Genomic DNA, 22,691 nt, shown 5'->3' with positions numbered 1-22,691 from the left:
TTATTTATTGTGTTACACCTGTTTTGTCGATATAAAACCATTCACTGCTGTCCCAATAGCGGTGCTCACCCTCCTGTTTCCAGCTTCCTGAGAAGGTGACTTTGGCTTTCCCATTCCTGAAAGGGGTGGCAAACCTATATTGCGGCCTGATAAGCACTGTGCCCAACGTATCGGCAAAACCTATCCGTCCCTCTTCATCGGTGATGCGGAAAACGCCTTCCTGCACGTAATCGGGCCCATTGTCACAGGGGAAGACGTAGAACAGTTTCTTTCCTTCGGTGTCCAGACAGATAATGCGCGGTCGGAAAACCTTGTTTTCATATACGAAGCCGATGCGGCGTATCGTGTCTGTCTGGCAGAACCGGTATTTCCCGTAAGGCACGACGGTGTCGCCCCGTTCATTCAGGTAACAGACCGGAACGCCTGCTTCCAACTGTTTTTCCGCCGTATGGGCTATCAGTCTCTTGTCATTCCTGAAGATAAAGGGCAGGGCAAAATAGTGGTCCTGATATTCTCCTTTCCCATGCCTGTTGGTGGCCGGAATCCATCGCGGCATGCCCCGGATGATTTCCACCACCTGTTTGTCCCACGCCTCGATGCCGCAACTCCGTATCACCTTGGCTTCTTTCACTTCTCCGTAAGAGTCGATGCTGATGGAATAGACGCCTCGTGTCTGCGTTTTTTCGCCCAATAGGCTCGGCTCATACTTCAGTCGCCGGGCGATGTAGTTCCGGATGGCCAAGGGATTTTTGTCCGGGAAGCGGGCAGGGGCATCCCAGGTGATGAACATCTGTTTATGCTCCTCTTCGCGGATGCTGTCCGCCTTCAGCCGGTCGCGGTAATGTTGGGGCAGGAAGGGAACATACACCGCATACAGACATTCCATCCGTCGTCCTGTCGCATCCCTGCACGGTTGTCCGTGGGGCAGCTCTTTCAGCAGCCGGACAACTTCGCGCCCGAACTCCTCCCGGGTGCTTGTCAGGCAGTTGATGCCTCGCGGCAATCCCAAAGTGTCTACGGTGAACATCACTACGGAATAGCCCGCCCGGTTTTGTTTCAACAACGCTTCGGGATATGTCATCTGCGAGACGCAGTACCGTTCCAAATCTTCCCCCCAGTTGACCCATCGCGGACGTTCGATGGCCGACGTGTCTTTCATCGGCTTTCCCGACTGGTCCAACACGCCCAGGTTCCAGATAAGTTCCCGCCGCCAGATGCTGTCCAGGCGATGTTCGTTGGCTCGTTGTCCGGCTGCGCTGTTGTCTGTTGTAAATACCACCGGGCCTCCGCCTATGATTAGCTGGGTGGGCAGGTATTGGAAAACGAGGGTGCTGTCCGTCAGTTTTCGGACTTTGAATTTTTCCCCGGAATCAGATTCTACGATGGTATCTCCCAGCAGAAAATAAGAACGGTTCATCTCGTACCTTTTGCCTTGATATAGGAGGGCAGATATCCATTGCCCACCGCGAAATTCCGTTTCATAAGCAGTTTGGATGCTTTCCGGAAGTTGCGCTTTCCACACCTTGTTTTCCAGCAGGGCGAGCGAGTCGCTGCCATCTTTCGCTTGTGCCGCAAGTAAAATGGCGGCTGCAAGCAGAAATAAAAATACGGAAAGTCTCTTCATATCGGACATTTTTTCTAATTCCGCCTCCAAGGTACGAAAAAAAAGTCATCCGGCCTGCCATTGTCGTACCAAATTCGTTTCTCCTCCCTACCTTCTCCCTACCTGGTCCTTGTTATAGGATAAGGACGAGGTAGGGAGGAGGTGCGGATAAAGGAGGGATTTGTAGGTTTGTTGAACCTTTTTTGAGCCCGTGTCAGATGCGGTGTGTGGCTGCGATGAAAAACATGTTCTGCATGAAGTCATCAACTATTGTGCCCTCTTAACAAAATATATTTATTCGTTTGGCGCTGTAAATAATCGTTCAACAATAGATGGACAAGAGTATAAATATGAGAGATTTTTTATTGCTGAATATCAGCAACATAAGAAAATAAAGGTACAAAAATCAGGCTATGGAGAAACGGGGTATAAAAGCTGTTTTTTGAGGGAGTGAGCGGATAGGAGGAAGAAGCGTGTTAAGATGAAGATTTAACAAAAAACTTAACAATCGGTAGGTATTTTTATCCTTTGCCGCAGGTCGGTCGGAACAAGGATAAAACAGCAGAGGACTTGTCGGGGAATTATTAACTATTACTGAACCCCACTGTTTTATATATTTTATGGAGCAATAGAGGTACAAATGAATAGAAATGGCGGCTAAGAAATTAGCCGCCGACATAGAAAATTCTATATTATTTGTCCTTTCTTTCTGTATTCAGCAGGTGATACCCCCAATACCCGTTTGGCATAACGACTGAAATGCGACAAGTTATAGAAACACATCCGGTCGACAATGTCAGTCAGCGTAAGGGCAGGGTCATTCACCAACTTTTTGATTTCATACAGCGCAGGTGACAATCACCATTTGAATACCGTTTGTCATCACCAAAAAACAGTCGCTTCGTTCTAAAAACGCAATCGGGCGGATTTGCGGATTATACTTTTAGTGTTGTTTGAATGATTGATACCATGAATTAAAAATTGATTCATGCAGTTTTATATTGCTTTTGTAAAACTCTTTGCTCCATCCGTTTTTTAGTCCACAATCGTTCATATATTCATTCAAAGGCTCAAGTCCCATTTCCTTTCGGAGTGAATCAACTTTGTCAATATCTTGTAAAGGGACTAAATAATCTATCCCATCTTTGGTTATTCTTTGCGTACCATAAATTTGTTTTTGTGCTTGATTCATAAGGCATCTGTCTGTTAAAAAAGCATATTGCCATCCTTGAGCCGCACCTTTTAGGACTGCTTCTTTCAATATAGGTAAATACTTATTCTGAATTATAGAGTCTTGCGAATGCTGTATACAAAGGAAAAGAGCTTCATTTGCTTTATAGCCAATTTCATCGGGTGCAAGCCAGCCATATTGGTCAATAATTTCAGTAACTCTGATAGCATTTTTACTATCTATGTCATGCATTATTTTTTGTATTTTATCGACATCTTGATTCTTCTTTCGAGCGTCAATCAACAACAGACGTATACTCTGGTCCTTGATTCTCATTTCTTCTAATTCATTTTCAATAGAATATAGTTCTGCATTGTATTCTTTTTCGTATGCATCAAGAAGTTCAATATAGGTATTGTTAAATGATGTAGTATCTTGCATATCAAGATAATAATAACAGCTATCAATTATGTTTGACAAATTTTGACCCTCCAATTTATTGCAAAACAGTAAAAACAAGCAAACATGAAACAAATTCCTTAGCATAAATCTAATATTTATTTTTATTGCAAAATAACGCAAAAACTTTTATCCGCTATCAAAATTGAGTAGTTTTTTATTCCAAAATGAAAACCATCTGATAAGGTAATAAACATAGGTAAAAATAGTTTTTTTGTATAGGATAGAAAGCATTTCCGTTTTTCACATTGATATTTCTTGTTCATGTCCTCTCTCAATCTTCCAATCATACCGACCTTCCGCGACATCGCCAACCTCTTTGAGTGTATGGCGATGTTTTATTTCGTCAAATGGCTGTCGGTTCTCTGCATAGTCATCTCGTTAACGCTCCCTCCGATGATGTACAGTTGTGGTGCAAATTTACTCCAATAAGGACTAAACGTAATAGTCTATTTCTTCGTTTGTTTAAGTATATTATTTGAAAATCAGGTACTTGTGATTGCCAATTTGCGACTGCTTGCCGCTGTTTTGCCCTGTTTTTCTCCATGTGGACTTAATATGGAATTTTGTCGGGCTGGGGCTTTAAGCATGGAAAAATAAAATAGTTTTTAGGGATAGTACCGCTTCAAAACGTCATATTCTTCTGCCTTTTTGTCACTTCTCATCCTGACAAATATGTCGCTTACTCGTTTGGCACGCTTTTCGTAGTATGTTTACCGCTTGCGTTTGGCACGCAAGATATGAATACATCATTATTCATAGAACAAATATGTATAACAATATAAAAATGTAAAATTATGAACATTAAACCATTGGCAGACAGAGTGCTGATACTCCCTGCACCTGCAGAAGAAAAGACAATCGGTGGCATTATCATTCCTGACACCGCTAAAGAAAAACCGTTGAGAGGTGAAGTCGTAGCAGCCGGTACGGGAACGAAAGACGAAGAAATGGTATTGAAAGTCGGTGACCAAGTGTTGTATGGCAAGTATGCCGGTACGGAACTGGAGCTGGACGGAACAAAATACCTTATCATGCGTCAGAGCGATGTGCTTGCTGTATTGGGATAATCTGCAATTCATTTAATAACTTAACGAACTTAAAAAAACTGAGAAATCATGGCAAAAGAGATTTTGTTTAATATAGATGCCCGTGACCAACTGAAGAAGGGTATCGATACATTGGCAAATGCAGTAAAAGTAACGCTGGGTCCGAAAGGCCGTAATGTTATCATCGAGAAGAAATTCGGTGCTCCCCACATCACGAAAGACGGTGTGACGGTGGCTAAGGAAGTAGAACTGGCTGATGCTTATCAGAATACGGGTGCCCAACTGGTGAAGGAAGTTGCCAGCAAGACGGGTGATGATGCCGGTGATGGTACGACAACCGCTACTGTGCTGGCTCAGGCTATCGTGACGGAAGGTTTGAAGAACGTGGCTGCCGGTGCTGCTCCCATGGATTTGAAGCGCGGTATTGACAAGGCCGTGGCTAAGGTGGTGGAATCCATCAAGAACCAGGCCGAGATGGTGGGCGACAACTATGATAAGATTGAGCAGGTAGGTACGGTTTCTGCCAACAATGACCCGCAGATTGGTAAACTGATTGCCGACGCTATGCGCAAGGTTTCTAAGGATGGTGTCATCACTATCGAAGAGGCCAAGGGTACGGATACGACCATCGGTGTAGTGGAAGGCATGCAGTTCGACCGCGGTTATTTGTCTGCCTATTTCGTAACCAATACGGAGAAGATGGAGTGCGTGATGGAAAATCCGTACATCCTGATTTACGATAAGAAGATTTCCAACCTGAAGGATTTCTTGCCTATTTTGGAACCTGCCGTGCAAACCGGCCGTCCTCTGTTGGTTATCGCAGAAGATGTAGACAGCGAGGCTTTGACTACGTTGGTTGTCAACCGTCTGCGCAGCCAGTTGAAGATTTGTGCCGTGAAGGCTCCGGGCTTCGGCGACCGTCGTAAGGAAATGCTGGAAGATATCGCCGTTTTGACAGGTGGTGTAGTCATCAGCGAAGAGAAGGGCTTGAAACTGGAACAGGCTACTATCGAAATGTTGGGTAGCGCCGAGAAGGTGACTATTACGAAGGACAACACGACCATCGTAAACGGTAATGGTGACAAGGAGAATATCCACGAGCGTTGCGAGCAGATTAAGAATCAGATTGCTGCCACGAAGTCTGATTATGACCGTGAGAAATTGCAAGAGCGTCTGGCTAAGTTGTCCGGCGGTGTAGCAGTCCTCTATGTAGGTGCCGCTTCCGAGGTTGAGATGAAGGAGAAGAAAGACCGTGTTGACGATGCCCTGCGTGCTACGCGTGCCGCTATTGAAGAAGGTATCGTACCGGGCGGTGGTGTGGCTTACATCCGTGCATTGGAATCTTTGGAAGGTCTGAAGGGTGAAAACGCCGATGAGACGACCGGTATTGAAATCATCAAGCGTGCCATCGAAGAGCCTCTGCGTCAGATTGTGGCTAATGCCGGTAAGGAAGGTGCAGTGGTAGTACAGAAAGTTCGTGAGGGCAAGGGTGACTTTGGTTACAATGCTCGTACAGACGTATATGAGAACCTGCACGCTGCCGGTGTGGTTGACCCTGCTAAGGTTACACGTGTGGCTTTGGAGAACGCCGCTTCTATTGCCGGCATGTTCTTGACCACAGAATGTGTGATTGTTGAGAAAAAGGAAGAAAAGCCTGAGATGCCGATGAACCCCGGTATGGGCGGCATGGGTGGAATGATGTAATGACGGATTTCCCTTAGGTCTTCATATTTATAAGAACCGCGGTTTCTTTTAGAGGAGCCGCGGTTTTTTGTACCATTTGTTCTGTATGTGTGGGAATATTGTTTTCTTTGCAGGGAAATGGGAATTTATGTGCGCGGAGCACACAATGGTCAATGGTTAATGATAAGTGGTTAATAGTCTGTACATGAGCCATTTTGTCACGTATTAACCATTAACCATTTATCATTAACCACTGCGGGCAAAGCCCGCCAAATTATCATTTAAGAACAACTATGAGAAGTTTTGCATCAGACAATAATTCGGGAGTTCACCCTTTGGTCATGGAGGCTTTGAACAGGGCCAATCAGAATCATGCCGTTGGTTATGGTGACGACCCTTGGACGGAAGAGGCAGTACAGAAAATCCGGGAAGCCTTTACACCGGATTGTGAGCCTTTGTTTGTGTTTAACGGTACAGGCAGCAATGTCGTGGCTTTGCAATTGTGTACGTCGCCTTACAACTCTATTCTTTGCGCGGAGACTGCCCATATCTATGTAGATGAGTGTGGAGCGCCGGTTCGCATGACAGGATGTCAGATTCGTCCAATCTTGACTCCGGATGGTAAGCTGACTCCTGAATTGCTTCGTCCTTATCTTTGCAATTTTGGCGAACAGCATCATTCGCAACCGGGAGTTGTCTATATTTCGCAGTGCACCGAGCTGGGTACTGTTTATAAGCCGGAGGAAATCCGTGCTTTGGCGGATATGATTCATCCGTATGGCATGTTTCTGCATATGGATGGAGCCCGTTTGGCCAATGCCTGTGTTGCCCTGGAGAAGAGCTTTAGAGAAATGACGGTGGATTGCGGAGTGGATGTGTTGAGTTTTGGCGGTACGAAAAATGGCTTGATGATGGGTGAGTGTGCGGTTATTTTTAACCCTGCATTAAAAGACAAAGCTCGCTTTGTGCGTAAGCAGTCGGCACAATTGGCATCGAAACTCCGTTTTCTGTCATGTCAGTTTACGGCGTATCTGACCGATGAGCTATGGCGGAAGAATGCCACTCATGCCAACAGGATGGCTCAAAAGCTGTATGTTGCTTTGAAAGATTTGCCAGAGGTGCATTTCACACAGCCGGTGGAGAGTAATCAGCTTTTTCTGACGTTGCCCCGTCCTGTTATTGACCGGTTGTTGCAGAAATATTTCTTTTATTTCTGGAACGAGGCTGCCAACGAAATCCGTCTGGTTACTTCATTTGATACGACAGATGAAGACATTGCGACATTCGTGCGTGATGTGAAGTCTTGTTTCTGAATTTGACTATTTTAACGATTAAAAAGGCAGGTTGGTGCATATTTTGCATTTAACCTTGCGTTAGCTAAAACTATGAACTATGGCATATATTGATTATTATAAAGTACTTGGAGTGGACAAAACGGCATCTCAGGATGATATTAAGAAGGCTTTTCGTAAGTTGGCCCGCAAGTATCATCCAGATTTGAATCCGAATGATCCTACGGCCAAGGAGAAGTTTCAAGCGATTAATGAGGCCAACGAAGTGCTGAGTGATCCGGAGAAGCGTAAGAAGTATGACGAATATGGTGAGAACTGGAAGCATGCTGAAGAGTTTGAAGCCCAAAGAAAGGCTCAGCAAGCCCGAGGGGGATTCGGTGGCTTTGGTTCGGGTAATCAGGGATTCCATACGGATGGGAACGGCACTTATTGGTATTCATCGGATGGACAAGAGTTTTCGGGTCATGGTGCAGACGGTTTCTCGGATTTCTTCGAAGAACTGTTTGGACACAGGACGGGACGGAGAAGTGCCGGCTCACAGCGAGGTTTCCGTGGGCAGGACTATCAGTCGGAGTTGCATTTGACTTTGCGTGATGCGGCGCATACGCACAAAGAGGTGCTGAACATCAACGGTAAACAGGTGCGAATTACTATTCCGGCGGGTGTGGCCGATGGTCAAGTCATTAAACTGAAAGGCTATGGCGCAGAGGGTATGAACGGGGGCCCGGCAGGGGACTTGTATATCACTTTCGTCATTGAGGATGACCCGGTATTCCGACGTCAAGGAGATGATTTGTATGAGAATGTCACTATTGACCTCTACACGGCTTTGCTGGGTGGAGAGCAGTTGGTGAACACGTTGGATGGTCAGGTGAAGCTGATAGTTAAGCCGGGTACGCAGCCAGGCAGTAAAGTCCGCTTGAAGGGTAAAGGCTTCCCGATGTATAAGCAAGAAGGGCAAGCGGGTGATTTGATTGTCACTTATCAGGTTCATCTGCCTGAGCATTTGAGTGAACGTCAGCGCGACTTGTTGCAACAGATTAAGAACTTGAATTGATAGGAGGAATGACACCATGCGAAACGATATGATTATAGTAACGGATTATTGTGATAAATGTCACATAGAACCTTCATTCATAGATCTTCTGGAAAGCTGGGATCTGATTGGTACCCAAATGGCAGATGGGGAGCGTTGTTTGCCGTTTTCTCAGTTGCCGGACGTAGAGCGTTATAGCCGTATGTATTATGACTTGGATATCAATATTGAAGGCATCGATGCCATTCACCATTTGTTGGAGCAGATGAGAGAGATGCAATGTGAAATAGATAATCTGCGCAGTAGGTTGCGGTTCTTTGGCGAGGACTTTTGAGTGCGGATATAGAATAGATAAGGAGTGATGATAATAGCGGGCTATCTTCGGTGAGGAAGGTAGCCCGCTATTTTTGTTGATATCAGTCGGGCTGCTTTATTCGTGGGTGTTTCCGTCCGGGCTGAGGCGGCGTATAGTTTTCTTTATTTCGTTCTGCAAGTCCGGGTCGTCGGTTGAGATGTTTTGCAGGCCACTGATGATTTCCTGGCGGCGATAGTTTTCGTTAAACCATCCAAGTGTTTCGATGGCACTGAGGCGGAGTTGTTTGTCTCGTGTGTCATCAGCAATGAACTTCAGGAGAGGGTCGATGGCCGATGCGCTGGGGTGGTTGCGGAAGACCACGATGTCCAGGCGTTGGCGGCTGGGCTTGGCTGTCGGGTCTGCCAGTTCATCCAAGTCTCTTTGTTTGCCTTTGGCAGAATTGGTGATTTGTTTTTTCAGTTGTTCGACATAAGCGGCGTTGTAAAAGATTTTGTCTTTGATTTGCCGGTCTATTTCTGCCAGCAGGACTTCGGGTTCGAAAGCTGAGAGTCCTGATTGGATTTTGAACATCAGGCGTGTTTCGTGGTTGCGGCTGATGTAGGCTTGGATGAAAGCGGGTACCAGTTGTGGGTCGGCATTTTTTTCGATGTATTCGGCTGCAAAACGGCGGATTAGTTCATAGCTGTCGTTGATAGCGGCTTGCAAGACTTTTATGGCTTGCTCGGGATAGTTGAGGGCGAGCAGGCGCATGGCTTCGAGGCGTACAACAAAGTTGCCGGAGTGAAAATAGGTGTGTTCCAACAGCGATGGCATGTCCTTTTGTCCGCCTTTGGCCAGTTCGCGCAGGGCAAGGGCCTGCATGTCGGGCAGGGGATTCTTCGCCAGTTGTTTCTTCCAGAACTTCAGGTCGCCTTCTTTCAGGACGAGGGCTTGGTTTACGTCGAAGCCTGGCAAGGAGTTGTTGGCGAAGTGGAATGTCGGGTCTCCCATGATGTGGTTTTCGAGGAAGCACACGAGGCGGTTGAACTGTCCGATGCGCATGCCTGCTGCCAGCAGTCCCAGAAATTCGTCGGGCCACTTGTCTTGGATGGTGTTGACGGTGCCTCCTTGGGTGGCGATGGTTTTTCCGGAGTTGAAGAGGTAGGCCCCGGCTATGTAGTCTTTCTCGTAGAATGAGCCGTTGAAGCAGGCGTCAAACATGATGAAGCGTGCTTGTGGTTTCAGAGGGTGGATGTCTGTGGTATAGATGTCGAGCGTAAGGTTGAACAGCGAGTCTTCTTCTTGTTTGGCAGGGTCGAAGGCTTCTTCGCACCATTCGCGGGGCACTCCATAGGATTTCATATAGTAGTCGATGGCTGCTTCTTTTCCTTTCTTACGGGCCATGGAAGGTACTTTGCTGCGCAGGAAACGCTTGACATTCTCAATGCTGGGCTGGGCGGCGCTGACGTTCTCATATCCGTTGAGGTATTGGGTGTCGGGGGCGCCGTGGTGGTGGAAAAGCATGATGTCGAGACCTTTGCTTTGTACTTCGTTCAGATAGGTGTTCTTGATGGGAAATTCGGAATCGAATTCGAAGAACTTGACAGTACCTCCTGGTTGGAAGAGTTTGGGAAACTGTTCGCGCAGGGCTATTTGTTCGCCGGACCAGGCTAATGGGTCTTCCGAATTGTAGCCGTGGCCGCGTCCCATGCTAAGGTTGTCTACCACGTTAGAGGCATTGTCTCTTTTTTCTGCAACCACTTTTTGCAAGTAGTCGCGCAGGAGCTGGTATTTGTCTGTGCCTTCCAGCTCGAGGGGTTTGATGCGTGCCGAGTAGATGTCGGGAGAGAGGTATTGTTTGGAGTCGGCGCGCAGGGAGTAGTAGAAGTACAGTGGCTGGTCGGCGTCTTGTTTGAGGAAATCGAACTTCAGCCCGAAGTCGTCATAGTAGCGGTCGGAGGGGACACTCGATTCTTTCCAGTCGCGCTTTTGGTCCATCTTGAAGGCCGAGGTCAGGTGTTGCGCGTCGCGCAGCATGGGTATGGGTATGTCGCCCACCAGCACGCAGCCTTCCAGGGGCGTTTTGTCGGCATGGAGCTTCACCAGCCATTGCCGGATGTCTTCGGGCGATGCCCAGTTGTCTATCAGCAGGTAGGTGCCCAGCCCGTCGGCTTCGATGCTTTGTTTGTAGGCCGTCAGGGCGTCTTTGGCTTGTTCGTAACTGGTGGAATCCACTACGATGGCGAAGGTGGTAGGGGTCTTCACCACGGGGCGGATGACTTGTTGAGCTTGTGCTTGAAGGCTGATGCCTAAGGCAAGTAGTAGAATGGATAATGGTTGTTTCATATTCAATAGGTTATTTTTAGTGAGATTATTTTATGTCTTTCTTGTTCGATTGGTTCGAAAGGCTCGGTTCGATTGAGTCGAAAGGCTCGGTTCGATTGGCTCGAAAGGCTCGGTTCGGTTGAACCGAACAAAGTGTTACGGTTGTTCCAGTCGTCCGAGCGTCTGTATCAGTTCCTGTCGCAGTGCTTCGGGCTGCTGCGTTTGGAGCAGGGTGCGGCAGGTCTTTGCGATGTCTGTCCGGCGGACGGAGTGGATGAACCAACCCAACGCTTCGGCCAGGGCGACGCGTACTTCGGTGGGTGTGGCTTCATCTTGCAGCACCTGCAGGTATTGCTCTACGTAGGGGTGATACGGATTGTTGCGCAGCAGGCGGATGGCCGAGATACGCTTGTTCGGAGACAAGGACGGGTCGGAAATGCGTTGGTTGTTGCGCTTTACGCGGGCAAACTGGGCGGCGACACCTTTCAGGACGGCGGCCTTTTCTTCTGGTGCATCCAGCCGGTAGGTGGAGGCATAGTAGTTTTCTATGGCTTCCTGTACGGCACTTTGTGGGAAGAGGGGCAGCCCCGTGCTCAGCAGGTAGTTCACCCGTTGACGTTCGGTATCTTCGATGCATGCACGTATGTAGGGTTTCAGCAGCCGGCCGGTATCGCCAATCTCTCCGGCATAGTTGGCACTCTGCCGGGCCACCAGTTCGTAGGCATCTTCCAGACCTTCTGCCACCGCTTCTGTGAAGTCAGCGTTGTTGTATCGGCTTAGGAGTTTCAGCGCCTCCATGCGTACGGTGTTGAAAGGCGTGTGGCGAAATATGTGCAGCAACTGCTTGGAAAACTGACGGTCGGGGTCGGCATCGGCTATCATGCGCAAAGCCAGGCTCTGCACATCGGCATACGGAGCCTCAAGCAAGGTCTGCCAATAAGCAATGTCATCCTGGCGCAGCGTGATGTCTGTGCTCAGCGTACAGTCTTTTTCCAACGGAGAAAAACGTACCGTAGGATCACCCAGCAGGTGCCCTTCCAGCGTGGCTATCAGGCGGTTGTATTGCCCTACGCGTACGCCGTGCGACAGCAGTCCTATCATTTCGATGGTCCATCGGTCTTGCAGCACGTTGCGTGTATTGCCCTGGGTCACGGCGGTCGTGCCGTTGTTGAACAGATAGTAGGCTGCCAGGTAATCCGATTCGTGGAAAGAACCATTGTAGCAGGCGTCGAACATGACGAAGGTCGGCCGGGTTTCTTTCCCTCGCAAGTCGGCTGGGTTGATGTACATGTCGGCATAGCTTGTCGAGTCAGTTTGCCAGAAGGCATCGTCGTGCAGCTCTTTCCAGAATGGGGCAGTCAGGTGGTACTTATGGGTGAAGGCCAGAATCAGCGAGTCTTCGTTTTCACCTTCTTCCACGGCTTCGCGCACTTGGTGGTAGAGGGCGTTTTTGAACAAGGCATGACGCGAGCCGAACGAGTCTCCTACGGGTTCGTTGTTGATGAGCTGCTGAGTAGGCAGTCCGTGTTCGTGGAACATAAAGAGGTCTGCCTCCGGGCGTTGCAGTTCGTCGAAAAGGCTGTACTTCATGGCGTTGTCCATGCGGAAGTTCCAGTGCTTGAACGACGTGCTGTTGCGGAAGGCTAAGGGGAAGTTTTCGCGGTAAGCTTTTTCTTCGTCCATCCAGGCAACGAGGCAGTCGGAGTTGTAGGAACCTCCGTTGAAGGACACTACTTCATCCAGGCGGTTGGTCTTCTGTTGCTGCTTGAGGCGGGCGGCTTTCTCCAAGAAATCTGCAATGGCCTGGTATTTGTCTCCGCCCCAGGCTTCAGGATACTTGATTCGCGCTGAGTAGAACGTGGGATTCAATGTCTGCGGACTGTCTTCTGCCAGTTCGTAATAAAACAGGTGCGGAGCTACACTGTCCTGCCGGATGAACTTGAACTTCAGGTGCAGGTCATCGTAGAACCGGTCGCTGGGTACGGACGATTGCGGAAAGGGGAACGTCGTTTCGTTCATTTTGAAAGCGGTGGTCATGTGTTGTGCGTTGCGAATCATGGCCACGGGGATGTCTCCCACCAGCACAATGCCTTCCAAGGCAGGGGCCTGCCGATAGACTTTGGCAATGTCTGTTTTTACTTCATCCGGGTTCTTCCAGTCGCCTCGGACGATGTAGGCAGCCAAACCATCTTGTTGCACGGCATCTCTGTACTGCATGACGGCATTGCGCGTTGCACGGTATGTGGCGTTGTCTATGACGATGGCAAAAGCGGTTGGCTGTGTCTGCGTAGGTGTTTCTATGACTGTCTGTGCCTGGCTTCCTACGGACAGCAGCAGACACAGGGCAAGGAAAGCTATTTTCATCATGTTTATTCGTTTATCAGTCTGTAATAAGTTCGTTCTGCTTCCGTACGTACGGCAGGAGAAGCGTGTTTGTCTCGTTGTAGCCGACGGCATGCTTGGGCTATGTTTTGTCTTTTCCGCGACAGCCTGTACCATGCCAGTGCTTGCAGCATGGCTATTTTCAGCTCTTCTGATTCCTTCGGGTCTTGCAGGATGCGCAAGTAGTCTCCGACAGACCCGTGGATGGGATAGTTGCGCAGGGAACTGATGTAGAGTATCCGCCAGCGTTCTTTTTCTTGTTTGCCTATGATGGCATTGTCCGACGAGGTCCTTTGTTTATAGGCTGACAGCAGTTCTTGGCGGAATTTTTCTTTGTCTATGACGTAGGAGTGCTGCAAGACACTGTCGATGGCTTGTCGTACGGGTTGTTCGTCGAATACATAAAGAGCCAACTGTATGTTGAAGGCCAGGCGTACGGAGTGATGGTCTTCGATGTAGGCTTTTATGAGATGGGGGACGTAGTCGTTGCGGCCTACGGCTGCCATTTTGCGCACGGCGGTGCGGCGGATAAATTCGTTGGCGTCTGTGAGGGCGGGGATGAGTATGTCGCAGAAGTTTTCATCACCCAGTTTTTCCAGCAGTGCTAGACAGGTGTAACGGACCGTGGCCTGGGGAGAGGTCTGGAACTTCTGGCGCAAGAGCTGTGAGATGCCTGGGTATCCATGTCTGTACAGGCGATGTAGGGCCAGGTTTTGTACGTCGGCGTAGGGAGATGCCAGGAGGTCGAGCATTTCTTGTTCCTTGTAGGGGCGGTTGCACAGGTCGGTGCCGTCCACGTCAGGGGTGAAGGAGGTGAAGCGCAGGGTGGGGTCGCCGATGACGTGTGATTCCAGTATGTTGGTCAGTTGTGCCCACTGGCCCACGCGGGCTCCCATGCCGAGCAGTCCCAGCAGTTCGTTGGCTTGCTTGTCTTGCAAGACGTTGACGCTGTTGGCAAATGCCACGACGCTGCGGCCTTGTGAGAAGATGTATCGTCCGGCGATGTAGTCGTCTTCACGGAAATCTCCGTTGTAGCAGGCGTCGAAGATGACCATGCGCACGTTGGGGGCTATGCGGCTGATGTCTGTCAGTACGAGGCCTGTGCGGAGGTCGTCCAATGAGTCTTGGGCTGTTTGGGTTGGGTCGTTGTAGCGGGCGAACCAGGTGGAGTCCAGGCCATAGTCGGTGTCCAGTTGGCGGTAGGCTTTCCGGAGGCTTTCGGTGTCTTTCGTCCAGGTGCGGGCGTAGTATCGGCGGTCGGCCTGCATGGCGCGAATGTGTCCCTCTGTGTCGTGGGTGGATGGATTGCCGGACAGGTATTGGCGGTCGGGCGTGCCGTGTTCGTGGAAGATGGCCAGGTCGAGGTCTTCGCGCCGCAGCATGTGGCTTACTTCGTCTTTGGGATAGTCGTACATGTTGAAGCGCATGAAGCGGGCGCGGCCGTTGCGATCGAATATGCCCGGCATCTGCTCGCGTAGGGTGAAGGGCTCCATGATCCAGGCGGTCAGTGAGTTGGAGTAGGAGCCGTGGCCGGTGTAGGAGAAGAACTGGTCGAGGGCATTGGGCGTGCGGTGCTCGTGTACGGCTTTACGCAGGTAGCGGCTGATTTGCTCGTAGGGGTCTGTGCCGTCGGCCACGGGTTTGATGCGCCCTGTGTAGATGTCGCAACGGATGTGTTGGGGCGAGTGCACGTCGAGGTTGTAGTAGAAGAACTGCGGGTTGAGCGAGTCTTGCCCCAAGGGTTCGAACTCGAGGTGCAGGTCGTCGTAGAAACGGTCGCTGGGCACGGATGATTCGCGGCGGTCGACGGTTTCGTCCATCTTGAACGCCGAGGTCAGGTGTTGCGCCTTGCGTATCATAGGGATGGGGATGTCGCCCACGAAGACGGCTCCTTCCAGCCTGTTGCGGCGGTGCAGCTTGCAGATGAGGTTTTTCACTTCCTCCGGGCGTTGCCAGTTGTTGTAGATGATGTAGGTCGGCAGTTGTTCTTCGCCCAGCACGTCGCGATAGGCTTCCAGCTCTTCGCGGCAGTGTTGCCAGGTCTGCTCGTCGGTGAAGATGGCGAAGGTAGGGCTTTTGCCCTGGTTTTCCGGCCGGATGATGGTTTGTGCCGTGACGCCTAAGGCGAAGCATAGCAGGCCGACCGTTGTGATGGTTTTTACTACTTTCATGAAGATTGTTTGTATAATAAGTTATGGCTGTTGTAGCTTAGTATCTACAAATGTTGTAGCTTAGTATCTACGAATGTTGTAGATTAGTATCTACAAGTGTTGTAGATTACTATCTACGATTGTTGCAGATGGGTATCCGAGATTGTTTCGGAATCTCGGATACCCAAAAACTTGGTTCTTTAGAAGTTGCATCCCAGGCTGACGGACAGCACGCTGCGGTGGCTGAACCGGTCTTCCTGCGCATGGGTGTAGTCGAAGGCAGCCTTGGCGAAGAGATGCGTGTGGCTGTGTTCCTTGAGCTGCTGCGAATAGGTGGCACTCAGTCCCAGGCGGTAGTAGTCCGAGGTGAGGTAGAGCGCGTCGAGCGTCTCCATCTCCGTCACCGTCACGTAGTCGGCGTTCGAGCCTCCGTAGTGGTAGCCTCCGTTCAGGTTTTTGTTATACGCGGCATGGGCCTCCACCAGCAGGCGGCGGGTCAGCTTTTGCCCCAGCACGAAGTTCTTCTTGCCACAGGCTTCGACATACAGGTTCTCGTGGTTCTTGGTCGAGCGGGGCATCAGGTACGTGTCGTTTTGCTTCTCATAACGTCCTGCCAGGTCAACCCGCCAGTCATATTCCTCGCCTCTGGGGCGGATGATGGCGTAACGCACGTCGACTGCATTCGTCTCATACGTCGAACGCACGTTGTGATACAATGCTATCCATCCCGTCATCGCTTCGCTGTTGTCGCGCTGGCTGATGTACTGTATGCCGTCGATGTGCCGGTAGGTGTAGCCCAGGCGGAAGGAGTGCGACGTACGTTCCCCGCGTTCGATGAGGCTCACGGCTGCCTGCACGGTCTGGTCGTTGACGGCCGCATCTTTCTTGGGCGATGTGTAGGACACCTCGACATTCTCCACCTTCATCGTGTAGCTGCCCTCCAGCAGCAGGTCGACCGTAGGGCAGGAGAAGCCGTATTGCACCGCTGCCCCCACCTTGTCGCCGTGGTAGTTCGTGGTGCGTCCCGAGCCGATGCCGGCCACCGCCACGCCGAGGCCATACAACTCGTAATAGTCCTGGTCAGTGTAAGAGTCGCTGTTGCTCATGCGCGAGTCTTCCTTGATGGAGGCATATATGAAGTTTGCGCCCACTCGGTGGCGTGGGTTGATGGCGTAGGTCACGCCGGGTTTCAGCTCCAAATTGTAGAAGCGGGTGTCCACGCGCGGGTCACGCTGCTTGGCGGCCAATGACGCCTGGTATGTCCCTTCTATTCCAAAGGCCACGCGGTTCCAATACAACGGCGTGGCAGCCCGGAAGCTCAGGTCGTAATACTGGTTGCGCCAGTCGCTCAGATACTTGTCCGCCACGTAGTAAGGCATGCCGCGGAAGGGGTCGGTGATGGAAGCGTTGTAGCCCGCATCCCACTTGTTTTCTTGCCTGAAGCTGAAAGCGCCCCACACGTAGGCGTCGTCCAAGTTCAGGAAACCCTCGCTGCTCACGCCGATGCTCTGCTCGTCCGCCCCCTCTTGCGGGCGGGCAAAGTTGCCGCCCGTCCGTTGGTAGTTCAGTTTCACGTCCGAGTAATTGTCTGTGTTGTCGAACACCGTGCCGGCCGCATTTTGCGACTGGAACCACAGCCGTTGTTCCTTCAACCATTCCATGCCGGCCGGCGTCCAGCCTTGGGCTATGGCCTGCGTGCTGCATCCGGCGCAGACGATGGCGCAGGCCAGCAGCTTCTTCGTTATCTTGTTCATCATTCGTATCATGTTATTCTTTATTGTTTGGGTCATCTCCTTCGGTTATTGCAATGTATGGTTCCAGGCAGGCATTCCTGTGTCGTACCGGCGGATCATCGGCACCACTCCACCCTCGAAGTCGTCCGTGCTGTTGTTCGTGTCTTGGAACATCAACGCTCCCACGGCGTTGTACATATATTCGCCGTTCTCGTCCGTCAGGGGCTTCCGCGCCACGCTCAGCCCGCAGTAGGTCGAACCGACGTAGGTCATTCCGGCATCCAAGGCGGCGGGTACGCGCTTGGCGTTGACGGCCGTGGCGTTATCTATGCACTCCACGGCATCCAGCACGTAGCTGATGGGTATCTTGGCATAATAGGTCGAACTGTTCGGCTTGCTCAGGTCGGTCGTCTTCAAGTTCGGGTCGTTCACGGGGTCGTAGTTATCGCCTTCGGGGACGCGGAAGATGACGATGGCGGGGCCGAACACCGATGTCAGGTACTGCGGGATGCTGCCCATACTTGCCAGACCGTTGTAGAAGATGTGTATCATGTCCACTGCCGGCTGGTCCGGATAAGTGGCGTTGTTCATGTTGAACTCAAATTCCGAGATGCTGCCGTCGATGGGCGAGTTCGGGTTGTATATCTCCAACTGGTGGTTGGCGGCGAACTGCGAGATGACGCACGATTCGCCCGGCTCCAGCGGATAGTCTGTCCCGTTGCCGGGAATACGCCAGACACGTTCGGCATAGGCATAATTGTTGCCGTCGCTTTCGGGCCAGACGGGCAGGGTGGTGGAAGACTTGCCCGGGACCAGGTTGGCGAAGTAAACCCCGTCCAAGTATTGCGTCTGGGCAGAGTTGTTGTATATCTCATAGAATTGGTCGCGGAAGTAAACTCCGTTCGTGGGCGTTCGGCTGCCGGCATAATAGATTTCCTTCAGCACCAACGGGCTGACCTTCAACCCTTGGACGGTGATGTCCAAGGACGTGTCGTCTTGGAGGATGGCTTGGTTCACGACATTGCCGTTGACGTAATACTCGTCGCCCTCTGTGTCGAATACGGTGCCTGACACGGTGACGGTATAGATGCCGGGGATAAGGCCTTCTATCGTTACGCTTTCCGTGCCGTTACACTCTTCGCTGATGTGCAGGTTCTCATCGTAGTTGTCGAACTTCACAACGAAGTCTTGCGTCGATGCCACGTTTTCCACGGCCAAGGTCAGGGTGACGTTTGCCCGAATGGACGCCACCGTGTCTGCCTGGTTGGCATCCCTGAAGTCTTCACAAGCGCTGGAGGCCACCATCCATGCGGTAACCAACAGCCATTTCATATATTTGTTCATGTCGTTTCTGCGTAGTTAAAGGGTTAGTGACAGTTCCAGTCCGAAAAAGAAGCGGTTGTTCAGCGTCGTAAAGTCGCCGGGGTTGCGTTTCGACTCGCGGCGCGGGTAGCTCCGGAACATGTTGTTGGCGAAGAAGGAGACGCGGAAGTTGTCGCTGATTTCTTTCGTCACGTTAATGTTGAAGTTGAAATAGGGCGAGTAGGACTCTTTGATGCCTGCATTGTGGCTGACGTTGCGCAGCAGGTAGTCGTAGCCGGCCTCGGACACTTCGTCGCGTGTGGTGAACTGTCCAGGTTCGAACATGTGGACAGAGGCGTCTTGTACAGAGAGGTAACCCAGTGGTATGGAGTCGTTGCCATACGTCGTCCAGTTGGCTTCTTGCCAGACGGCTTGCGCGGACAGGGTGACTACGAATCCGATGCTGGGGATGTTGTGTGTGGCGCGTAGGGTCGTGGCAAACTGCTGGTCGTGCCGTTTGGAACTGCCCGGGGCATAGATGGCCACGTCGGTGCGCCCCTCGGCGGCACTGCCACTCTCGTCGTAGAATACGTAGCTGTTGTTCCAACTTTCGGTGCGCATCCAGGCTCCGGTCAGGCTGAAGGCGGTGCGGATGGCGTCGATGCGTCCCAAGTCGAGGTCGAACTCAATGCCCCGGTTGGTGATGAAGCGGTTGTTGCCCGGCTTGTAATAGTCGGCCAATACGGGATAGCTGCCGGACAGAACCAACTGGTTGTCTTCATTGCGTTCGTACACGTCGTAGTTCACAGGGCGGAAAGTCGTGAAGTCCTGCCCCAGCGAATAGCCGTTCTTTAGCTTTTCCTGATAGGCGGTGACCCCCAGGCGCATCTGCCCCCAGCGGAGGTCGAAGCCCACCTCGGCCTTGTGGTTCTTGGCTATCTTCAGGTCGCGGTTCTGCACGTCGAATACTCGGGTGGTTGTGATGAGCAGGCGTTCGTCTTCGGGGATGGCTTCGTTGGCCAGTTCGTTGAGGTTGGCATATTCAAAGTAGGCTTTCTCCGGATAAAGATAAAGCAGGGTAGGCATCTTGGCCGTGATACCGTAGCCTCCGCGGATGGTCAGGTGGTGTGGAATGATGTCGAACGAGGCATTGGCGCGGGGCGAAAAGGCTCCTCCGGCCACGGACACGTGGTCGTAGCGCACGCCGGCTTGCAGGGTGAAGTTGCGCTCGCCTATTTGCCAGTTGAAATTCTCTTCCGCAAAGGCGCCCACTTGGTTGATGAAAGGGATGTCCTTGTAGGCGCGGGGACGGAAGCTGGCGTTCTTCTGGTTCAGGTTGCGGTAGGGCGGCGTGTTGGGCGAGAAGGTTTTGCCGTCGCCCCGGTTGCCGTCGCTCTTGAAGTCTGCGCCGAAGAGGATGCGGTTGTAGATATTGCCCGAGCGTTTGAAGAGGTTGGCCGTCAGTTTGGCGTAGATGTTGATTTCCTTGCTGTCGATGTCGTAACGGCCCTTGTAGCTGGCGGGCAGGTATTGGGCGTAGTGTTGGGCGTCGGCGTCGCCGAAGTGGGTAATTTCATTGCCGTCGGCATCGTAGAGGTGTTGCCCGGCCGTGTTGGACAGGATGGCTCCGTCGGTGGTGGTCATCGAGTAGTAGGAGTTGGCCTGTGAGTAGACTTGCTCGTAGAAACTGCTCTTGTCCGTATAGGTGGCCGAGGCGACGTAGCGCAGGTTCTGCAACCAGCCGTGGTTGATGTTCCAAGTGCCGTTGGTGTTGAAGGTAAATCCGGCATCGCGTCCGTCCGAGGCGGTCTGCGTGCGCTCGTCGTCGGGATTGCGGTCGCGGGTGTCCTTACCGTAGGTGAAGTCCAACGAAGTGTTGCTGCGCAGCTTGTTGTTGAAGAATACGTTCGAATAGAGCACACGGGCGGTGGCACGTTGGTAGTGCTGGTAGGAGGCACGCGGGTCGTTAATGTTGTAGGCGTAGTCGGCGCTGACGTTCAGCGCGCCCTTGCGTCCGCCCAGGTCGAAGCCGGTGCCCATGGATGCCTGGTAGACGTTGGGATTGGCTTTGGCCTTGATGCGCAGAGGCTCACGTCCGGCTTTGGTACGGATGATGACGGCGCCCGAGGTCAGGTCGCCGTATTCCACCGAGGGTATGCCGCGGATAACTTCCACAGATTCGATGTTTTCCGTCGAGATGCTGCGCACGTCGGTGCCGCCGCTGGGCGAAGCTCCTCCCGCCAATGCGGATGCCGAACCGGCCACGGTGGGGTTCAACGACGAGAGGTTAGCGTTGTTCGAGATGGGTGCCCCGTCGCGGATGATGGCAGTGCCCAGCCCGTTCAGGTCTTCGTTGGCGGTGACGGAACTGACTTGGCGGATGTTGATTTGCTGCGCCGAGTTCAGGCTGGGATTGGTAGACAGACCGCCGGGCAGCAGTGACATCAGGTCGCTCAGGCTTGTCGCTTGCAGGTGGTCCATGGCAGTGCGTGAGATAGAGGACGAAGTGGCCTTGCCTGCCTCGTTCGAGGTAGCCGTCACTACAATCTCTTTAATCTTAAAGTTTTCGTCATGCAGACTGAAGTCCAGGCGCATGTCTTGCGTCACGTTCACTAAGGTGTCGATGGGCAGTTTGCCCAGATAAGTTACCCTCATGCGGGCTTTGCCGAGGGGAATGTTGCTCAGCGAGTAATGTCCGTTGGCGTCTGTGGTGGTACCGATGGCATAATCGGGGAAGGCGACAGAGACGAAGTCCAGCGGAGTGTTGCCCCGCTGCTCGGCGTCATACACCGTGCCATGCACCTTTACGTTGCTAGGCGATTGGGCTTGGAGTTGTACAGCAGCCAGGCCGAGCAAGCAGAAGCAGAGGCTTGTCTTTTTTGCGACTGAAACGATCTTTTTTAACATCATATTTACTTGTTAGGGTTAATCAGCGTGAAATAAAAATACCTATTTGTTAGTATCCTTTCTCTTTCTTTTTGCTTATTTGATGTGTATAAACAATGCGTTAAGCTTAGGTAAAATTTTATTTCGATTGCAAATATATCAATTGCCTGATGAAAGTGCAAGCAAATTGTTACTTTTTATAGGCTGTTTTCGGCGAAACTTTCTTTAAGCTTTGTCAGAAGGCGTGTAGAGCCGTTTTGAGATTTTGCTTGCGGTGTGGAAAAATGAAGGTGGAGGAGAAAGAAGGAAAAATACGTGCAGAAAGGAGACGGGAAAAAGTTGCCGGACGGAAGTGGTGTGGTCGGGAGAAAGGAATGGCGAAAGATACCTACTCATGGGGATGCAGTCGGCAGATGCAAAAACGGCTGCTTCAGCATTCAACTGGAGCAGCCGTTTCTGGTTCTTTTCTGTTTTTCTATCATGTCCGGCTCGTTGTCCGGAGAAAGCATGGCTCTTCTTCGGAAAAAGGGCGGCTCTTCCTCGGAGAAGGCAAGGCTCTGCGAAAGAAAGGCAATCGGCCTCCTTTCCCGCGAAACGCATCCTCTGTGGGGGCCGGTTTCAGCTTACTTCTTTTCCTCCTCCTGTTTGTGGCGAGGTTCCTTTTTGGCCAGCATGATGATGTTGTAGACATATTCCGACATCCATGCCTCGGAATAGCCTAAGCGCTCTTTGTATTGGCGCACTGCCATGGCCGTCTTGTGCACGTCGTCTTTCTTCCAGACGGTTTTCGTGCACACATCGTGCATGGTCTTCTGTATCATGGTGCGCAAGGCTCCTTTGAAGACGGAGGGGATGCGGAATTTCCACTGCATCAGGTTACCCATCAGCATGATAAGGTCGTTAGAGAACCCCTGGTACATGAAGAGGTACGACTGTACGTCGTTCTGCGTGCGGCAGTGTTTCTTTACCGATGTGTCTATTTCTTTGAAGAAATCCTCGCTGATGCCGTAGTCGTTTATCAACATCTTGCGCGAAGCAGACTTTTCGGCCAGGCCCAGCCGTCCTCCTTGAGTCGGAATCTTGAACAAGCGCTTGAAATTGGCCACGTCCGGGATAAAGCGGATGTTGGTGATGCCCAGGTTGACAGCTATTACAGACTGGAAATACACGCGTGTCAGCGAGATAAAGTCTTCCACGCCTTTGGCGGAAGCTTGTTCTTTGTTTTTGTTGAATAATCTGGCTATGATACCCATAACGGTTTGCTATACATTAATAATATGGATGATGTGAAACGGGCTTCTTCTTAGTCGGCAGAGCCGTTTACG

Annotated in this window: 16 protein-coding genes; 6 read left to right on the top strand and 10 right to left on the bottom strand. The window is 51.3% G+C overall.

Features of this window, described 5'->3' with window-relative positions; all coding sequences use genetic code 11:
• Positions 1 to 4: 4 nt before the first annotated feature.
• Positions 5 to 1,624 carry an energy transducer TonB gene (locus M3090_RS02185; RefSeq protein WP_249053765.1) on the bottom strand — a complete coding sequence of 540 codons (1,620 nt, stop codon included), beginning with the start codon at positions 1,622 to 1,624 and terminating at the stop codon, positions 5 to 7.
• 190 nt (positions 1,625 to 1,814) lie between these two features.
• Here M3090_RS02185 and M3090_RS02180 point away from each other — a divergent pair, with 190 nt between their 5' ends.
• Positions 1,815 to 2,057: a hypothetical protein gene (locus tag M3090_RS02180; protein WP_249053764.1), complete on the top strand. Its 243-nt coding sequence runs from the start codon at positions 1,815 to 1,817 to the stop codon at positions 2,055 to 2,057.
• Positions 2,058 to 2,290: 233 nt separating this feature from the next.
• Here the strand turns inward: M3090_RS02180 and M3090_RS15970 are convergent, their stop codons facing one another.
• Together M3090_RS15970 and M3090_RS02175 are read right to left on the bottom strand one after the other, a co-directional pair.
• Positions 2,291 to 2,428 (bottom strand): helix-turn-helix domain-containing protein, encoded by a 138-nt coding sequence (locus M3090_RS15970; RefSeq protein ID WP_410553160.1) that lies wholly within the window; start codon positions 2,426 to 2,428, stop codon positions 2,291 to 2,293.
• Positions 2,429 to 2,546: 118 nt separating this feature from the next.
• Positions 2,547 to 3,215: a DUF6624 domain-containing protein gene (locus M3090_RS02175; protein ID WP_249053763.1), complete on the bottom strand. Its 669-nt coding sequence runs from the start codon at positions 3,213 to 3,215 to the stop codon at positions 2,547 to 2,549.
• 815 nt (positions 3,216 to 4,030) lie between these two features.
• On the opposite strand from M3090_RS02175, the gene M3090_RS02170 reads away from it, so the two are divergent.
• From M3090_RS02170 to M3090_RS02150, 5 genes are all read left to right on the top strand, one after another.
• A complete protein-coding gene (locus tag M3090_RS02170) occupies positions 4,031 to 4,303 on the top strand; it encodes a co-chaperone GroES (RefSeq protein WP_249053762.1) in 273 nt (90 codons plus the stop codon).
• A 48-nt stretch (positions 4,304 to 4,351) separates the two neighbouring features.
• Entirely contained in the window at positions 4,352 to 5,986 is a 1,635-nt protein-coding gene (gene groL / locus M3090_RS02165) for a chaperonin GroEL (RefSeq protein ID WP_249053761.1), read from the top strand.
• A gap of 272 nt (positions 5,987 to 6,258) precedes the next feature.
• Positions 6,259 to 7,278 (top strand): threonine aldolase family protein, encoded by a 1,020-nt coding sequence (locus M3090_RS02160; RefSeq protein WP_249053760.1) that lies wholly within the window; start codon positions 6,259 to 6,261, stop codon positions 7,276 to 7,278.
• A 79-nt stretch (positions 7,279 to 7,357) separates the two neighbouring features.
• Positions 7,358 to 8,314 (top strand): DnaJ C-terminal domain-containing protein, encoded by a 957-nt coding sequence (locus M3090_RS02155; protein ID WP_249053759.1) that lies wholly within the window; start codon positions 7,358 to 7,360, stop codon positions 8,312 to 8,314.
• Between the two features lie 16 nt (positions 8,315 to 8,330).
• Positions 8,331 to 8,627 carry a chaperone modulator CbpM gene (locus tag M3090_RS02150; protein WP_249053758.1) on the top strand — a complete coding sequence of 99 codons (297 nt, stop codon included), beginning with the start codon at positions 8,331 to 8,333 and terminating at the stop codon, positions 8,625 to 8,627.
• A gap of 96 nt (positions 8,628 to 8,723) precedes the next feature.
• On the opposite strand, the gene M3090_RS02145 is transcribed toward M3090_RS02150, so the two are convergent.
• The 7 genes from M3090_RS02145 to M3090_RS02115 all read right to left on the bottom strand — a co-directional run bounded on the left by M3090_RS02145 (position 8,724) and on the right by M3090_RS02115 (position 22,619).
• Positions 8,724 to 10,934 carry a HEAT repeat domain-containing protein gene (locus M3090_RS02145; protein WP_249053757.1) on the bottom strand — a complete coding sequence of 737 codons (2,211 nt, stop codon included), beginning with the start codon at positions 10,932 to 10,934 and terminating at the stop codon, positions 8,724 to 8,726.
• Positions 10,935 to 11,069: 135 nt separating this feature from the next.
• The gene (locus M3090_RS02140) at positions 11,070 to 13,280 is read right to left on the bottom strand and encodes a HEAT repeat domain-containing protein (RefSeq protein ID WP_249053756.1); all 2,211 of its coding nucleotides are present in this window, start codon (positions 13,278 to 13,280) and stop codon (positions 11,070 to 11,072) included.
• A 2-nt stretch (positions 13,281 to 13,282) separates the two neighbouring features.
• A complete protein-coding gene (locus M3090_RS02135; RefSeq protein ID WP_249053755.1) occupies positions 13,283 to 15,466 on the bottom strand; it encodes a HEAT repeat domain-containing protein in 2,184 nt (727 codons plus the stop codon).
• A 179-nt stretch (positions 15,467 to 15,645) separates the two neighbouring features.
• Positions 15,646 to 17,202 (bottom strand): DUF6850 family outer membrane beta-barrel protein, encoded by a 1,557-nt coding sequence (locus tag M3090_RS02130; RefSeq protein ID WP_249053754.1) that lies wholly within the window; start codon positions 17,200 to 17,202, stop codon positions 15,646 to 15,648.
• A gap of 42 nt (positions 17,203 to 17,244) precedes the next feature.
• Positions 17,245 to 18,510 carry a DUF4876 domain-containing protein gene (locus M3090_RS02125; RefSeq protein WP_410553164.1) on the bottom strand — a complete coding sequence of 422 codons (1,266 nt, stop codon included), beginning with the start codon at positions 18,508 to 18,510 and terminating at the stop codon, positions 17,245 to 17,247.
• 27 nt (positions 18,511 to 18,537) lie between these two features.
• Complete coding sequence (locus M3090_RS02120) at positions 18,538 to 21,390, bottom strand: TonB-dependent receptor (protein WP_410553159.1); 2,853 nt, start codon at positions 21,388 to 21,390, stop codon at positions 18,538 to 18,540.
• Between the two features lie 599 nt (positions 21,391 to 21,989).
• Entirely contained in the window at positions 21,990 to 22,619 is a 630-nt protein-coding gene (locus M3090_RS02115; RefSeq protein WP_249053752.1) for a hypothetical protein, read from the bottom strand.
• Positions 22,620 to 22,691: the final 72 nt, after the last annotated feature.

Origin of the sequence: Bacteroides sp. ET71, from assembly GCF_023336905.1 — a bacterium.
In the GTDB taxonomy this organism is placed as follows: domain Bacteria; phylum Bacteroidota; class Bacteroidia; order Bacteroidales; family Bacteroidaceae; genus Bacteroides.
This window is presented reverse-complemented; position numbering and strand designations above follow the sequence as displayed.

What these genes read in the sequence shown, in the direction of transcription:
- M3090_RS02145 (WP_249053757.1), bottom strand. Translation starts at nt 10,934, where the DNA reads ATGAAACAACCATTATCCATTCTACTACTTGCCTTAGGCATCAGCCTT.
- M3090_RS02115 (WP_249053752.1), bottom strand. Translation starts at nt 22,619, where the DNA reads ATGGGTATCATAGCCAGATTATTCAACAAAAACAAAGAACAAGCTTCC.
- M3090_RS02130 (WP_249053754.1), bottom strand. Translation starts at nt 17,202, where the DNA reads ATGATGAACAAGATAACGAAGAAGCTGCTGGCCTGCGCCATCGTCTGC.
- M3090_RS02150 (WP_249053758.1), top strand. Translation starts at nt 8,331, where the DNA reads ATGCGAAACGATATGATTATAGTAACGGATTATTGTGATAAATGTCAC.
- M3090_RS02185 (WP_249053765.1), bottom strand. Translation starts at nt 1,624, where the DNA reads ATGAAGAGACTTTCCGTATTTTTATTTCTGCTTGCAGCCGCCATTTTA.
- M3090_RS02140 (WP_249053756.1), bottom strand. Translation starts at nt 13,280, where the DNA reads ATGATGAAAATAGCTTTCCTTGCCCTGTGTCTGCTGCTGTCCGTAGGA.
- M3090_RS02160 (WP_249053760.1), top strand. Translation starts at nt 6,259, where the DNA reads ATGAGAAGTTTTGCATCAGACAATAATTCGGGAGTTCACCCTTTGGTC.
- M3090_RS02155 (WP_249053759.1), top strand. Translation starts at nt 7,358, where the DNA reads ATGGCATATATTGATTATTATAAAGTACTTGGAGTGGACAAAACGGCA.
- M3090_RS02135 (WP_249053755.1), bottom strand. Translation starts at nt 15,466, where the DNA reads ATGAAAGTAGTAAAAACCATCACAACGGTCGGCCTGCTATGCTTCGCC.
- M3090_RS02170 (WP_249053762.1), top strand. Translation starts at nt 4,031, where the DNA reads ATGAACATTAAACCATTGGCAGACAGAGTGCTGATACTCCCTGCACCT.
- groL (WP_249053761.1), top strand. Translation starts at nt 4,352, where the DNA reads ATGGCAAAAGAGATTTTGTTTAATATAGATGCCCGTGACCAACTGAAG.
- M3090_RS02120 (WP_410553159.1), bottom strand. Translation starts at nt 21,390, where the DNA reads ATGATGTTAAAAAAGATCGTTTCAGTCGCAAAAAAGACAAGCCTCTGC.
- M3090_RS02125 (WP_410553164.1), bottom strand. Translation starts at nt 18,510, where the DNA reads ATGAAATGGCTGTTGGTTACCGCATGGATGGTGGCCTCCAGCGCTTGT.
- M3090_RS02175 (WP_249053763.1), bottom strand. Translation starts at nt 3,215, where the DNA reads ATGCAAGATACTACATCATTTAACAATACCTATATTGAACTTCTTGAT.